15 protein-coding genes are annotated in these 14,510 nt (G+C 70.2%); 8 read left to right on the top strand and 7 right to left on the bottom strand.

Annotated features, from left to right (window positions below; all coding sequences use genetic code 11):
• Positions 1 to 58: 58 nt before the first annotated feature.
• The 4 genes from COGEMETH_RS08320 to COGEMETH_RS08305 form a co-directional block, all read right to left on the bottom strand.
• Positions 59 to 1,360, bottom strand: a complete 1,302-nt coding sequence (locus COGEMETH_RS08320) for an MFS transporter (RefSeq protein WP_238182133.1) — start codon at positions 1,358 to 1,360, stop codon at positions 59 to 61.
• An 89-nt stretch (positions 1,361 to 1,449) separates the two neighbouring features.
• A complete protein-coding gene (gene phnY / locus COGEMETH_RS08315) occupies positions 1,450 to 2,901 on the bottom strand; it encodes a phosphonoacetaldehyde dehydrogenase (protein ID WP_238182132.1) in 1,452 nt (483 codons plus the stop codon).
• A 4-nt stretch (positions 2,902 to 2,905) separates the two neighbouring features.
• Positions 2,906 to 4,150, bottom strand: a complete 1,245-nt coding sequence (phnA, locus tag COGEMETH_RS08310; RefSeq protein ID WP_238182135.1) for a phosphonoacetate hydrolase — start codon at positions 4,148 to 4,150, stop codon at positions 2,906 to 2,908.
• 17 nt (positions 4,151 to 4,167) lie between these two features.
• Positions 4,168 to 5,277, bottom strand: a complete 1,110-nt coding sequence (locus COGEMETH_RS08305) for a phosphonoacetaldehyde reductase (protein ID WP_238182131.1) — start codon at positions 5,275 to 5,277, stop codon at positions 4,168 to 4,170.
• 101 nt (positions 5,278 to 5,378) lie between these two features.
• On the opposite strand from COGEMETH_RS08305, the gene COGEMETH_RS08300 reads away from it, so the two are divergent.
• From COGEMETH_RS08300 to COGEMETH_RS08285, 4 genes are all read left to right on the top strand, one after another.
• Complete coding sequence (locus tag COGEMETH_RS08300) at positions 5,379 to 6,245, top strand: LysR substrate-binding domain-containing protein (protein WP_238182130.1); 867 nt, start codon at positions 5,379 to 5,381, stop codon at positions 6,243 to 6,245.
• A 63-nt stretch (positions 6,246 to 6,308) separates the two neighbouring features.
• The gene (locus tag COGEMETH_RS08295) at positions 6,309 to 6,989 is read left to right on the top strand and encodes a metal ABC transporter permease (protein ID WP_238182129.1); all 681 of its coding nucleotides are present in this window, start codon (positions 6,309 to 6,311) and stop codon (positions 6,987 to 6,989) included.
• Between the two features lie 256 nt (positions 6,990 to 7,245).
• Positions 7,246 to 8,937, top strand: coding sequence for a mucoidy inhibitor MuiA family protein (locus COGEMETH_RS08290; RefSeq protein ID WP_238182128.1), 1,692 nt, complete (start codon positions 7,246 to 7,248; stop codon positions 8,935 to 8,937).
• 327 nt (positions 8,938 to 9,264) lie between these two features.
• Entirely contained in the window at positions 9,265 to 9,504 is a 240-nt protein-coding gene (locus tag COGEMETH_RS08285) for a hypothetical protein (protein WP_238182127.1), read from the top strand.
• 147 nt (positions 9,505 to 9,651) lie between these two features.
• On the opposite strand, the gene COGEMETH_RS08280 is transcribed toward COGEMETH_RS08285, so the two are convergent.
• A complete protein-coding gene (locus COGEMETH_RS08280) occupies positions 9,652 to 10,014 on the bottom strand; it encodes a hypothetical protein (RefSeq protein ID WP_238182126.1) in 363 nt (120 codons plus the stop codon).
• Between the two features lie 168 nt (positions 10,015 to 10,182).
• The gene (locus tag COGEMETH_RS08275) at positions 10,183 to 10,569 is read right to left on the bottom strand and encodes a thiol-disulfide oxidoreductase DCC family protein (protein WP_238182125.1); all 387 of its coding nucleotides are present in this window, start codon (positions 10,567 to 10,569) and stop codon (positions 10,183 to 10,185) included.
• A gap of 302 nt (positions 10,570 to 10,871) precedes the next feature.
• Between COGEMETH_RS08275 and COGEMETH_RS08270 the strand changes: the two genes are divergently transcribed.
• The gene (locus tag COGEMETH_RS08270; protein ID WP_238182124.1) at positions 10,872 to 11,114 is read left to right on the top strand and encodes a hypothetical protein; all 243 of its coding nucleotides are present in this window, start codon (positions 10,872 to 10,874) and stop codon (positions 11,112 to 11,114) included.
• A 134-nt stretch (positions 11,115 to 11,248) separates the two neighbouring features.
• Here the strand turns inward: COGEMETH_RS08270 and COGEMETH_RS08265 are convergent, their stop codons facing one another.
• Positions 11,249 to 11,788 (bottom strand): DUF533 domain-containing protein, encoded by a 540-nt coding sequence (locus COGEMETH_RS08265; RefSeq protein WP_306421733.1) that lies wholly within the window; start codon positions 11,786 to 11,788, stop codon positions 11,249 to 11,251.
• Positions 11,789 to 12,002: 214 nt separating this feature from the next.
• Between COGEMETH_RS08265 and COGEMETH_RS25590 the strand changes: the two genes are divergently transcribed.
• The 3 genes from COGEMETH_RS25590 to COGEMETH_RS08255 all read left to right on the top strand — a co-directional run bounded on the left by COGEMETH_RS25590 (position 12,003) and on the right by COGEMETH_RS08255 (position 14,459).
• Positions 12,003 to 12,134 (top strand): hypothetical protein, encoded by a 132-nt coding sequence (locus COGEMETH_RS25590; protein ID WP_283214969.1) that lies wholly within the window; start codon positions 12,003 to 12,005, stop codon positions 12,132 to 12,134.
• A 59-nt stretch (positions 12,135 to 12,193) separates the two neighbouring features.
• Positions 12,194 to 12,385 carry a hypothetical protein gene (locus COGEMETH_RS08260; protein WP_238182123.1) on the top strand — a complete coding sequence of 64 codons (192 nt, stop codon included), beginning with the start codon at positions 12,194 to 12,196 and terminating at the stop codon, positions 12,383 to 12,385.
• Positions 12,386 to 12,494: 109 nt separating this feature from the next.
• Positions 12,495 to 14,459: an alpha/beta hydrolase domain-containing protein gene (locus COGEMETH_RS08255; RefSeq protein WP_238182122.1), complete on the top strand. Its 1,965-nt coding sequence runs from the start codon at positions 12,495 to 12,497 to the stop codon at positions 14,457 to 14,459.
• The last annotated feature ends 51 nt before the right edge of the window (positions 14,460 to 14,510 follow it).

Here is a 14,510-nt window from a genome sequence, read left to right as displayed (position 1 = left end):
CGGGCCGGCTGCGATCGTCCGGCTCCGCGGCCGCGTCGGCCTATCGGAGGCTGCCGGATCAGCGCCGGATGAACAGGGCCACCACCGCGCTCGCCGCGCTCGACGCCGCGACGATGAGGAACACGAGCGACGTGTCGTGGTGGGTGTCCATGAACTTGCCGATCAGCGGCTCGCCCAGCCCGGCGAACAGATAGGCGAAGAAGTTCATGACGCCGATCGCCGTCCCCGCCCGCTTGTGCCCGACGAGGTCGGGGCAGAGCGCCCAGAAGGACGATTGCGGCCCGTAGACGAAGAACCCGCACAGGAACAGGACGACGAGGCCGAGATACACCTCACTGGTCGGGATCGTGTACATGTAGAGCGACGTCACCGCCGCAAAGCCCATGTAGAGGACGATCGCGAGGTAGCGCTTCGATCCGAAGATCCGGTCGGAGACCCAGCCGTTCGTCGCGGCCCCGAAGGCCATGCCGATGGGGAGCGCGATGCTGATCCATTTGGGATCGATCATCGAGGCCTGAGCGCCCGCCTTGGCCCAGTTGGCGCCGAGGAAGTGGACCGGCACCCACACCAGCAGGCCGTAGCGGGCGGCGTTCTGGAAGCCGATGGCGAGGCCGCCGACCAGCAGACGCCAGTTCTTCAAGACGCCCTTGTAGCGTTCCCAGGAGGTCTCGTCGTCGGCGACGTGGGCCACGCCCTCGTCGACCGCGTCGTCGTGCGGCGAGGTGAAGCCCATGTCCTCCGGCCGCTCACGGGCGACGAGATAGAACGTGATGCCGCCGACGAGCAGCAGGAGCACGGGGATGCGGAAGATCCAGCGCCAGTCGAGATGGAGCTGCTGCACGATGATGAGCGAGGTGACGTAGGAGAGGACCGAGGCCATGCCCGCGGCGAAGACGTAGCAACCGAAGACCTTGCCGCGCTCCGAGCGCCCCCACCAGTTCGAGAGCAGACGGCTTCCCGGCGCCCAGCCCATGGCCTGGAAATAGCCGTTGATGCTCCACAGCGCACCGAGGCTGAACACGCCGGTGGCGAAGCTCGCCGCCCAGTTCATGGCGCAGGACAGGATCGCTCCGGCGCTCATCACGCGGCGGCCGCCGAACTTGTCCCCGAGGTTGCCGTTGATCGCCTGGCCGACGGCGTAGGCCCAGAGCATGCCGGCGCTGACCCAGCCGAGCGCCTCCTTCGAGACCCCGAACTCGGCCTGGATGCCGGGAATCGCGAAGCCGAAGGTCTGCCGGCCGGTATAGAAGAAGAAGTAGCAGAACATCGCCGCCAGCAGCATGCGCCACTGCGCGCGACGGAACGTCGTCTGCGCCGGGCTCGCGGCATAGCCGGGCGCCCCCACCTGAATGGTGCTCATGATGTGTTCCCTCCCGGGGATGATGGAATGGTCACGGGGCCGGGCGCCGGGTTTGTTGTTGTCCGTGCGCTTCGATTTCGATGGCCGATCTATTGATGCCAGGGCATCGACCAGGTCCTGACGTTGGTGAAGCCCTTCATGGCCTCCACGACGCCTTCCTTGTCTCCGAGGCCCGAATCCTTGATTCCGCCGAAGGGCGACATCTCGATTCGGTAGCCGGGGACTTCCCAGACGTTGACCGTCCCGACCTCCAGTTCGGCGACGAAGCGGGACACGTAGTCGAGCCGGTTGGTGCACACGCCCGAGGACAGGCCGTAGGCCGTCGAGTTCGAGACGCGGATCACCTCCGCGATGTCGTCGGGGCAGCGCACGATCGGGATGACGGGCCCGAAGGTCTCTTCGTGGACCAGCTCGCAATCGTAGGGCACCCGGTCCACCACGGTCGGGGCGAACAGGGCGCCCCGGCGCGGGGCGCCGTGCAGGATCTCCGCGCCGAGGCCGACGGCATCGTTCACGCGGGTCTCGAACAGGGTGGCCGAGCGCGCGTCGATGACCGTGCCGACATCCGTCTCCGGATCGGACGGGTCGCCGCACTTGAGGCGCTTGGCCTTCTCGACCACGAGCCGGGAGAAGGCGTCCGCCACGCTCTCGACCACGAGGATGCGCTTGACCGCCGTGCAGCGCTGGCCGGAGTTCTTCGTGGCCCCGGTCACCGCGAGTTCGGCCGCCTTGTCGAGGTCGGCATCCTCCATGACGATCAGCGGATCGTTGCCGCCGAGTTCGAGCACGACGCGCTTGTAGCCTGCGGTATTCGCGATGTGCTTGCCGACCCGGACCGATCCCGTGAAGGTCACCAGGTCGGCATCCGGATCGGTGATCATGGCATCTCCCATGGTCGACGGATTGCCCGTGACGACCGAGAGCATCTCGGGCGGAAGCCCGGCCTCGTAGAGCACGTCGGCCAGGGCCAGCGCGGTCAGCGGGGTCAGCTCGGTGGGCTTGAGCACCACGCGGTTGTTGGTGGCGATGGCCGGGGCCAGCTTGTGGCTGACCATGTTGAGGGGATGGTTGAACGGTGTGATCGCCGAGATCACGCCCAGCAGGGGCAGGCGCGTCGTGTAGATCTTGCGCGCCTTGCCGTTGGGCGAGATGTCGCAGGAATAGATCTCGCCGTCGTCCTTGATGGTGAGCTGCGCCGACAACGACCACACGTCGTAGGCGCGGCTGGCCTCGTAGAGCGAGTCCTTCCAGCACAGGCCGGATTCGGCGGTGATGAGGGCCGCGAACACCTCCCTGCGGTCGCGCAGCATCTCCGCGGTCTTCTGCAGGATCTGCTGGCGCTCGTAGCGGGTCAGCGTCGGCTTGAAGGCGCGGGCTTTGGCGAACGCCTCCCGCACGTGCTCGGGGCGGGCCGCCGGCACGAGGCCGACGACGCTGTCGTCGTAGGGGTTGCGGACCTCGATCTGGTCGTCGGTCTGCACGAGCCTGCCGGCGATGCGCATGGACTCGCGCCGCAGCGGGGGCTTCACGTTCGCGTTCATGGCATCACCGCACGAGGTTGAGGGCGACGTCGAAGACGTCGAAGTTGCGCAAAGTCCGGCCCTCGGGGACCGCGATCGCCCGGTTGGCGATCATCGGCACGGTCTGTTCGGTGAGCCCCCCATGCGAGCGCAGCGGTTCGGTGAGGCCGGAGAGGTCGTGCCTGGCCGCGGCCGTGCCGAGGACCTTGTGCCTGTCGGAAAGCACCACCACGTCGCCGATCCGGTCGGGCGGCAGCTCGAAGCGCGCGCAGGCGTCCTCCGCGGTGAGGGCGACGGTCACGCCGGGGATGCCCCTGGCGATGTCGAGGACCGCATCCCGCCTGTCGGCGTCGACGTAGACGGTGGCGAAGGAGCCGAGCGCGCCGTGATGGGCGACGTAGGGGTCGGTGATCGGGAGGATGACGCGGGTCGCGCCGGCGCCGAGCGTCGCGTCCAGGATTTCCTGGAGGTAGATCACGTCCGGCAATCCGTCCGTGAGGTGCTTGTCGTTCATGCCGTGGTCGGCGGTCATCACCAGGATGCAGCCGGCGGCGTCGAGTTCGCCGACGTAGCGGTCGAACATGGCGTAGAAGGCATTGGCGACCTCGGAGCCCGGAGCCGCCTTGTGCTGCACGTAGTCGGTGGTCGACAGGTACATCACGTCCGGCCGGAAGGTCTGGAGCAGCCTCACGCCGGCCGCGAACACGAATTCCGACAGGTCGGCCGAGTAGACCTCCGGCAGGGGCAGGCCGACGAAGGCCAGCACGTCGTCGATGCCGTTCTCGGCCGCGTTCGCCGTGTCGGCCTTCTCGGACGAGAACGCGATGGCGGTGCCGGCGGTGAAATTGAGACCCTTGCCGAGCAGGGTGCGCAGCTTGTCCTTGGCCGTCACCATCGCGACCTTCACGCCCGCCTTCTGGAACTCGGCGAGGATGGTCGGCGCACGCAGGAAGCGCGCGTCGTTCATCATGACTTCCTGCCCGGCCTCGCGGTCGTAGAAGAAGTTGCCGGCGATCCCGTGCACCGCCGGGGGGCGCCCGGTGATGATCGACAGGTTGTTGGGGTTGGTGAAGCTCGGGATCACCGAGAGCGCCGTCGTGCTGGCACCGGTCTTCATCAGACGGTCGAGGTTCGGCGCGAGGCCCGCCGCGACGGCGGCCTCGATGTAGCCCGGCTCCGAGCCGTCGATGCAGATCACGACGACGGGCTGGGCGGGGCGGCGGTAGGAACGGCCGTTGGCGACGACGTCCGCTCCGAGGGTGGCGTGCATGGTCATGATGTCCTCGCTCAGGCCGCGGCGGCCAGGACGGCCTCGCGGCTGCCGATGAAGTTCCGGCCGCGCTCGCCCTTCAGGGCGTCGTCGATGGCGCCGATCCAGTTCTCGCGGGTGACGCCGTAATCGGTGGCGCGGGTCGAGACGCCGAGGCCGGTCAGGAAGGCTTCGAGCCGGTCGGCCGCGGCCGCGAGGTCGTCGCCGAAGATGCGCGTCAGGGCGGCGTCGCACTCCGCGTCGCGGCCGATCACGCTGCGCATCACCGCCGGCAGGCTGAAGGAGCAGGCGATGCCGTGCACGGTGCCGTGGTGCAGGGTGAGGTAGTAGGAGAGCGAGTGGGCGAGCGCCGTCTTGGTGTTCGAGAAGGCGAGGCCCGCGAACAGGCTCGCCCGCGCGACCCGGCCGCGCAGGTCCACGTCGTCGAGACGGTCGAGCAGCCGCGGGAGCGCCGCGAGGATCTCGCCGGCCGCCAGGACGGCGTGGTTGGCAGAGACCGGATTGGCATTAATGTTCCAGATGCTCTCCAGGGCGTGCGACAGCGCATCGAGGCCGGTCGACAGCGTCAGGCCGCGCGGCACGTCGAGCGAGGTCCGCGGATCGAGGATGGCGTGCTCGGGATAGAGGTTGGGACGGTTGAGCGAGTATTTCTGCTTGGCGTCTGTGTCCCAGACGGTCGCCCAGGACGTCACTTCGCTCCCCGTCCCCGCCGTGGTGGGGACGGCGATGATCGGCGTGCCGCCCAGGCGTTCCGGCCCGGAACGCCCCTCCAGAAAGGCCTGGACCCGTGAGAAATCGTCGCCGGAGGCGGCTAGGACCTTGGCCGTGTCGATGACCGAACCGCCGCCGAACGCGACGATCGCCTCGGGCTTGCTGGCGGCCCGTCCATAGGAGGCGCAGGCGATCCGCAGGCCGTCGAAGCTGGGATTCGGCTCCACGTCACGCACCACGACGGCCGGCCGGCCGACCTCCCGCGTGATCGTCTCGACCATGCGGTCGAAATAGGGGTGGTCGTTGTAAGTCAACAGGCAGTAACTGCGCCCCGCTAGCCTGGCGCGAATGGCCGACGTACACTCCTCGCCGAAGGTAACAGTCACCGGGTTCTTGTAGATCCAGGGCTCCGCCATCTCCGCCTACCTCCCAATCATTGTTCTGATAGGGAGACAGGAACCATAATGCAGCCGACCAGGCGAATAGATAGTTTTTGCCGGAGCTATAGAAAATATCTATGCGACACACCCAGCTCCGCGCCTTCCATGCCGTGGCCTTTGCCGGGAGCGTCACGGCGGCCGCGCACCAGCTGAACGTCAGCCAGCCGACGCTGACGATGCAGATCCGCTCCCTCGAGGAGGAGTATGCGGTCGAGCTGTTCGTGCGGACGGGCGGTCGCCTGCGCCTCACGGATGCCGGGCGGCAGCTCCAGGCGATCACGCGGCGCCTGTTCGCCCAGGAGGCCGAGGCCCGGCACTTCCTGACCGAGAGCCGCGAACTGCGAACCGGCCACCTGCGGGTCGGTGCGGTCGGCCCCTTTCACGCGACCGAGATGCTGGTCGCGTTCCACGCCCGCTATCCGGAGATCGGGATCTCGGTGTCCGTCGGCAACTCGCAGGTCGTGCTGCAGAACCTCCTGGACTTCCGCACCGATGTCGCGGTCCTCGCCCATTTCGAGGAGGATTCACGCCTCTGGGTGTCCGAATACAGCAAGGACGCGATCGTCGCGTTCGGCCGGAAGGACCATCCGCTCTTCAGCCGGAGGCGGAAAGGGATGTGCTTGCGCGAACTGCATGGCCAGCCGATGGTCGCCCGCGAGCATGGCTCCAACACGCGGCGGGCAAGCGATGCCGCCATGGCAGCAGAGGGTGTCGTCCCCCACATCGTCATGGAGATCGGCAGTCGGGAAGCCGTGCGCGAGGCGGTGGCCAGCGGCGTCGGGTTCGGGTTCGTGTCGCGAGCGGAATACGTCGCGGATCGGCGGATCACCAGCTTACCCATCGTCGACGCCGAGATCTACAACTACGCCCGCATCGTCTGCCTGCAGGACCGCCGGAATGCGCGCATGATTTCCGCGTTCATCGATACCGTCCGATCGACATAGGCTGTACGACGCAGCTCTGACGCCGCGCCAGCCATCCGTGTGGGCCGGGCACAGGAGGATCGCATGAAGCCGTTTCTGGCATTGGCCTTCGTCGGCATGCTGGCGCTGCCAGGGCATGCCGCGTCGGCCCCGACCGTCGAACGCATCCGCGGCACGATCGAGGCGGTCGAGGCCGGTTCGATCACCGTCCGGACGATCGACGGCACGACCGCGACCCTCGCCATGAAGACGGACGTGAAGGTCGTCGCCCTGGCGAGATCCAGCCTCGGCGCGATCACGGACGGCGCGTTCGTCGGAGCCGCGACCAAGGGCGACGATCCGCCGAGGGCGCTGGAGGTCCACATCTTCCCCGAGGCCATGCGCGGGACCGGCGAAGGGCATCGTGAGTGGGACGCGATCCCGGATACCCTCGCGGGGGAAGGGCGTGTGAAGAGCGCGATGACCAACGGCACCGTGAAGGCCGCGACGACACCGGCACCGCGGGTCAGGAGCGCGATGACCAACGGCACCGTCGCCAGGAGCGCTGGCGCGAGCGGCGATCGGATGCTCACGCTGACCTACGACAACGGCCAGTCGAAGGTGATCGCGGTGTCGCCGCAGACGCCGGTCGTGGCCTACGAGCCGGCCGACCGGTCGGCCATCCGCAGCGGTGCGAAGGTCTTCGTGATCGCCGAGCGCGACGGCGGCACGCTCACGGCGGTCCGGGCGATCGTCGGCAAGGACGGCGTCACGCCTCCGATGTAGCCCGGGCCGGCCTGTGCGGCGCAATCCGGCCGTCACGGCCGAATCGACGACACGCGCGGCGAAGGCGGGACGGGATCGGCAGACCGTGAGGCTGGGCGACGTCGATGCCGTGCCATGCCCGCGGGGCTCGATCCTGCAGCGATCGGTGTGACCGCACACCGCCGAATGCGAGCAAGTCCCGGATCTACGGTTCGGGCGAACGGCAACCGCCCGGTTACGACGAGACCGCCACCGGCGGACTTCGGAGGAGGAATCTTTGCGCCCCTGTCTCGCCTGCATCCTCATCGTCGCCCTCCCGCAGACGCTGCGCGCCGAGGACATCGGTCCGGCCTCGCGCATCGAGCGCGTCACGGTCTATCGCGATGCGGCCCTGGTCACGCGCACCGCGCCGCTCGACCTGCCGGAGGGGGCCTCCCGGGTCACGCTGCGCGGTCTGCCGGCGGCGCTCGACCCGGCCTCGGTCCAGGTCTCGGCGCAGGCCGACGGGGCGCTCACCATCGGTGCCGTCGACGTCCGCCTCGTTCCCGGCGAGGCCAAGGTGGTCCTCGACCCGGCCCTGCAGGAGACGATCGACGCGCTGAAGGACGAGCGTGACGGCGTGGCCGCCAGGGTCCAGGCCCTCGACGCGAAGCGGACGGCGATCGAGCTCTATGCCAAGGCCGCGCCCGGCAGCCTCGGGGTCGAGGGCAAGCCCTTCGACGTCGCCCAGTGGCAGGGCGCCTGGGATGCCATCGGATCGGGTCTCGCCGGCACGCTCCAGGAGTTGGGCCAGGCGCGCAAGCGACACCTGGACCTCGATGCCCGGATCACCGCCGCCGAGCGGGCACGGCCACGGACCGTACAACCCGGCGCGCCCCAGCACGAGATCAGCCTCGCGCTGCAGGCCGGGGCGGCGCTCCACGGCACCGTCGTCGTCTCCTATCGCGTGGCCGGCGCGACCTGGCAGCCGGCCTACGAAGCCCGCCTCGGCACCGAGGCCGGCAAGACGACCCTCGATCTCCTGCGGCGGGCGCAGGTCAGCCAGAGGACGGGGGAGGACTGGAACAACGTCGAGCTGTCGGTCTCGACGCTCACCCTGAACCGCTCCGGCGCCGCGCCCGAACTGGCCCCCCTCCAGGTCTCGTTCTTCGAGCCGCCCAGCCCCGATCTGCCCGGCCCCGAGGCACGATCCAAGACCAGGGCCCTGGCCATTCCCGCCCCCGCTGCGAGGCGTGCGTTCGAAGACTCCGCGCGTGAGAAGGCGGACAGCGACGGGGCCGTGCCGCGGCCTGCGCCGCAGGAGGCCGAGGTCCAGAAGGCCACGATCGAGACGGCCGGCTACCAGGTGAGCTACCGCGTTCCGGGGCGCATCGATCTCGCTCAGGCCGGGTTGAGCAAGACGTTCGCCCTGGCGAGCCGCCGCGTGCAGCCCGCCCTGTCGGTGGTCGCGACCCCGGAACTCGACCAGACGGCCTATTTCAGGGCGAGCTTCCCCCTCGACGACGAGGCGCCGCTCCTGCCCGGCGACGTGAGCCTGTACCGCGACAACGTCTTCGTCGGACGCACGCCCCTCAAGCTGACCGTGCCCGGCGAGAGCGTCGACCTCGGCTTCGGGATCGACGATCGCGTGAAGATCACCCGCGTCCCCCTGCGCCGGCGCGAGAACGAGCCGACCTGGTTCGGCCAGACGAAGACGGACCTGCGCGAGTTCAAGACCACGGTGCGCAACCTGCACGCGGAGCCGATCCGCATCGCCGTGTCCGACCGCATCCCCTTCTCGGAGAATTCGACCCTCGTGGTCGAGCAATTGCGCGAGACGACGGCGCCCACCGAGAAGCAGCCCAACGACCGGCGGGGCGTCCTGGTCTGGAGCTACGACTACCGCCCGGGCGAGCAGCGCGAGATCCGGCTCTCGTACCGGCTGAAATGGCCGAGCGAGCGGGACGTCGTGTTCTCACCCAGACCGTGAGACCGTATCGCCAAGCGATCGAACGGATTTCGCATGAGACGCATCGTGCCCAGGCCGCGGGCCGCGCAGGGTCCGGCACGCGAGTCTCGCGCGGTCCGCGTCTCGGCAGCGCGATCCACCACGTGACCCGACCCATGGAGGCGGCAACGGACGCCGTCCATGCCGGCCGGCAGGGGCGGTCCTTCGCACCGCCTCGTCCCCGGCCCGGCGGGCTGCGCCGGCTGCAGGGGATCGCGGAAAAGGGTCGCCGCCTCGGCCCATCGTTTCGCAAGGATTGAACATCGGGCGCCCGGTCGGGTTGACGAACCGTTCCACAGGCAGGCCCCCATGACCCGCTTCGATCGCGTAGCTCTCGTCCTCCTCGTGGCCGCGCCGATTGCCGGCGCCGTTCCGGCAGCGGCGCAGAGCCCGGCAAAGTCCTACCTGTTCCAGGAACGGCAATTCAGCCGGTTCTGCCCGCCGGGCCTGAAATACGCGGCCGGCGCCTGTGTCCGTCGTTGCCCGGCGGGCTTCGAGGACAACGGGCGAACCTGTCGTCAGAGGAGCATGAGAGGCGGCCGGTGGTAGGGCGACCGCTACGCGACGGTGGGCGGCCGCCCCGGCGCGGCCGACCGCCTGATCCGCGTCACGGCGAAACCCGGCTCGTCGGGACAACCGGGCATGCCGCGGATGCCGGAAGGCCGTCACCGCGCCCCGCCGGAGCGCCGTCCCGCCTCAGGCGGCATGGGCCGCCATGCGGCGGGCCTCGGCATGGGCGGTCAGGACTTGCCGGCCGACGCCCGTGATCGCGAACGGGGGCGCGCGGTGGAGCATGCCGGCGCGCGCCAAGCCCTCGCACAGGCTGCGGGACGCCTCGCTAGCGAGCGGGATCGCGGGATCGAAGAGCGCTCCGCCGTGCTCGGCGGCGGCCATGAGGGCCGCCTCCTGGTGAGGGGTGAGGGGAACCGACGCGAGAACCGAAACCATCATGGCGGTGTCTTTCCGATCGAGCGGGGCGAGGCGCTCCTTGATTCGGACGAGAATTTCAAACGTCAGGGTTAAGGAAAGCTTGAGCGCGTCGCGCGTCGCGGCCGTCACCGGACATCGGTCGGGGACAACGCAAAACCTGCCTCGGACAACCAGGGCGTTCCGCGCTGCGAGCGGGAGCGGTGCCGGTGTGGTCCACGGTGGCCGACCTGCTGTGACCTGGCGTCGATCGGGCGTACATGCGGTCTGATCGCCACTCCGATGGCGTCGCGCCAGGCGTCAGAACACGCGCAGGAACAGGCGGGCGAGGCGCGGGCGCAGCGGCAGCGACAGCCGGTAGGCGGCCTCGGCCAGCGGCAGGACCGGGCGCCGCCCGAACACGCGCAGGTCGACGATCCGGCCGAGCCAGCGCCAGCCCGGCAAGGTACGCCACAGCCGGGCGAACGCCGCCGCGCCGGAGGTGAGCCGCCCGTCCGGGCCGCGCACGTGGAAACGTCGCAGGGCGGCGCTCCGGTCGAGATCCGGTCCCAACGCGGCTGCCGGTCCGTCGGGCCGCGCGTCGACGAAGGCGACCCGCTCGGCCCCCCGGCTCTTGCGGTAATGCCCGATCTCGGCCCGGCAGAGCGGGCAGCCGCCATCGTAGTAGACGGTCAGTTCCTGTCGCATCGTGCCCTTCCACGCTTTGCGCGCTCGCGCCCCGCCCGACGGCCGGCAAGGGCCGGTCCCGGATGAGGTTTCGAGGAAACGCACGAGGCGGGCGATGGCCTCGCCGCCGGTCGCGTCCGCAGGGTCGCAGATCGTCGGGCGCCGCAGGCCGCACCGCGGTGCCCGCGGCAGCCCGATCGCCGGCCCGGCGCCCGAACGTCCCGCGAATTCCTTTCGGCATCACTATTGCTGAAACGTGACCGCGCCACCATTACTTGTCTCATTCGAGGACAAGCGGTGTACCGCAGTCCAGGATCGAACCGATGGACGACCTCGTAACAGAACGGCCACTCGACGTCGGTGGCCCGATCAGTCGCCGGGCGGCGGCATGCGCCAACGCGAAGTGGTTCCGTGCCTTGGCCTGGCGGGCCCTGCGCGATGGCGGCCCGCGGGCGGAACTGCGTGCGGCCAACGCCCGGGCCGCGGCCCACATCGTCCTGCGGAAGGCCAAGCGGGATGCGGTGCTCGGCAAGATGGTGGCCGAAGCCTCGGCCGTCGCCGAGTAGGCCCGATCCGGGGCGCCGTGCCCGTACGAAATCCGTTCGATCGCTTGGCGATGCGCGGGCCGGGCCATACCGTCTCCGCTTCGATCAAAGCCGAGACGGTATGGCAGGCGCGACGGCCGACGCCGTCGGCAGGATCAGGCGGCCAGCTCCTGCTCGACGCGGGCCACCGCTTCGCTCGGCACATCCAGCGCCTCGGCCAGCATCTTGAGGAATTGCCGTTCCTGCAGCGTGTCCAGATCGATCGCGAGGCGGGCCGCCGCGTAGATGCGGGCGGCCTGCTCGGCGGTCTTCACCGGATCGGCGAGCTGGTCGATCCCGGCCGGATCGGCCAGTTCCTTCTCGAGCCACGCCCGCCCGTCGTCACCGATCCCGGCGGCCGCCATCGCGGCATCGAGCCGCTTGCGTTCCGCGGCATCCAGCAGGCCATCGGCCATGGTGGCGGCGACCATGGCCCGCAGCATGAGGCGGGCCTCGTCCTCGCCGACATCCGCATGATCGAACGGCGTCGGCGAGGCGTGCGGTCCGGGGGCCTCCGCCGAGGCATCCCGATCGGAGGCCGGACCGGACCCTTTCACCGCCTTCAGCGCCAGTCCCACGACGAGGGCGAAGCCCCCCATGGCGGCCGTGGCGGCGATGCTGCTGCCCCGTCGTTCGCGGATCAGGGCATCCACCATCTGTCTTGCGCCAGCCATTGCGACATCCTCCGGTCGTCGAACACGATCGGTCCTGCAACCGGCGGAAAGCCGAAGCGGTTCATCGGGCGCAGCCTTCATCGCGCGTGACCTCGGAACGGACGCAACACACGACGCAATCGTCGTGACATCCGGCTTAACCATAAGCTCCTCTCAGCCCAGCCGATCGACGGCTGCCGGGACGAGGGGACGGACGATGGCCACCACGACGACGATCAAGGGGATGAATGCGGGCGCCCGCTCCGTGGCCTTCGCGATGATGGCGGGGCTCGCGCTGGCGCTGGTGCAGCTCGGCCAGGCCGCGGCGCTGCCCGCGCATTTCGTCTGAGGAGCCGCTGCGCGCGCCCCGCTCGGGTCGATCATGACCGCCGATGACGGAGCCAGACGATGGACGAGGTTCTGGGCATGGTGGGCGCAGCCCTGCTGTGGCTCGCCAGGGCAGCAGTCCGGCTGGTCGTCGAGGTCGTGGCGGCGCTCGCCGTCGAGGCCTTGGACTGGTGCCTGTCGTGGCTGTGGCGGAGGCGGAAGCGGCACGCCGACCCCGGGCACGGTGGGGCGGGCGACGAAGCCCGTCACTGACGAAACGACCCCGTCGTTCGATTCGGCCCGGCAGACCGGATAGCCGAAGGGCTCGACCGATCTAGATCCACCCGGAGCCGGATCACACGGCCGATGGGTGGAAGCGGCAATGCGGACGATCTGGATGCTCGCCGGCGCGCTCGGTTGCGCCCTCTCCGCTGCGCCAGCCAAGGCCGGCATCGTCGGCATCGACGTGCAGACCGTCGAGCCCTTCGCGGACGCGGCCGCGTTCGGGGAGGCGGGCCCCTACGAGCGCGTGATCGGGACCGCCCGCGGCGAACTCGACCCGGCCGATCCCGCCAATGCGGGCATCGCCGACATCGCGCTGGCGCCGCGCAACGGGCGCGGCATGGTCGAATACCGCACCGACCTCTTCATCCTCCGGCCCAAGGACCCCGCCCGGGGAAGCGGCACCCTGCTCTACGAGGTGGTCAACCGCGGCCGGAAGTTCCTGTTCAACTGGGTGCTCGACGCGCCCGCCCAGGGGGCACAGGCGGTCAACGACCCCCGGACCGCGGCCGACGCGGGCACCGGCCTCGTCCTGCGCCGCGGCGACACCATCGTCTGGTCCGGCTGGGAGGCGGACGCGTTGCGCCAGCAGGGCGGCATGGCCATCGACGTGCCGGTGGCGACGCGCGACGGCAGGCCGATCGTCGAGACCGTGCGCGACGAACTGGTCAGCGCCACGCGCGGGCCGCCCGAGGCGCCGTTCTACCTCACCTTCAAGGCCGCGAGCGCCGACAAGGCGGCCGCGCAGCTCACGGTCCGCCGCCGCGAGGCCGACATGCCCCGCCCGGTGCCGGAGGCGGCCTGGACCTACCCCGACCCGCGCCGGATCGAACTGCTCCCCAAGGGCAGCAAGCCCCTGCCGGGCTCGCTCTACGCGCTCACCTACCGGGCGACCGACCCGAAGGTGCTCGGCATCGGCTTTGCCGCCACGCGCGACCTGGTCGCGTTCCTGCGCGGCGATGCGGCCGGGCCCGCCAACCCGGCGGGCGGCGTGATCCGCCACGCCGTCGCCCTCGGCATCTCGCAGAGCGGCCGCTACCTGCGCGACTTCGTGAACCAGGGCTTCAACCGGAGCGAGGCGGGCCGGCGCGTGTTCGACGGCATGCTCGTCCATATCGCCGGGATCGGCGGCATCTTCCTCAACGCGCGCTTCGGCCAGCCCTCGCGCACCAACACCCAGCACGAGGACCACCTCTACCCCGAGAACGCCTTCCCGTTCTCCGCTGCGGCGATGCACGACCCCGTGACGGGGCGCAGCGGCGCCCTGCTGCGGGAGGACGGCTTCGATCCGCTGCTGATCGAGGTCAACACCGGGACGGAGTACTGGCAGAAGGGCGCCTCGCTGCTGACGACCGACCCCCTCGGCCGGGCCGACGCCGCGCTCCCGGACACGGCCCGCGCGTTCCTCGTGTCGAGCGCCTTCCATTACGGCCGCGCCGGCCTCGAATCCACGCGGGGGCCCTGCGCCAACCTACGCAGCACGCTCAACCCGGCACCCGTCCTGCGCGCGCTCCTCGTCGACCTGGAGGAGTGGGTGCGGGAGGGGCGTCCGGCCCCGCAGAGCCGTGTGCCGCGCCTGGCGGACGGCACCCTGGTGGACGCCCCGGCGACCGGCTTCCCCTACATCCCCGGCGTTCCCGTCCCCACGGCACCCAACGCCATCGCCCGCTTCGCGACCTACGTCGACCCGCACCCGGAGGCGGGTCTCCAGTATCGGCCCCTGGTGCCGCGCGTCGACGCGGACGGGCACGACGTGGCCGGGATTCGCCTGCCGGAGGTGGCCGCGCCGCGGGCGACCGCCACGGGCTGGAACCTCTATGCCGAGCCCTTCCCGGCGGGCGAACTCTGCGACCGGGAGGGAAGCCGCCTGCTCTTCGCCCGGACCCGGGCGGAGCGGGAGGCCGCGGGCGACCCCCGCGCCTCCCTGGCCGAGCGCTATGCCGACCGGGACGCCTACGTGGCGGCCGTGGAGCGGTCGGTCGACGCCCTGGTGGCGGACCGGCTCCTCCTGCGGGAGGACGGGGACCGCACCATCCAGGCCGCCCGGGACGCGCCATACCCTTAGAGCCGTGCCCGACCAAGTTGGGTCGGGTCACGGCTCTAGAGCGTGTTATGA

Source organism: Methylobacterium trifolii (genome assembly GCF_022179685.1).
Lineage (GTDB): Bacteria > Pseudomonadota > Alphaproteobacteria > Rhizobiales > Beijerinckiaceae > Methylobacterium > Methylobacterium trifolii.
This window is presented reverse-complemented; position numbering and strand designations above follow the sequence as displayed.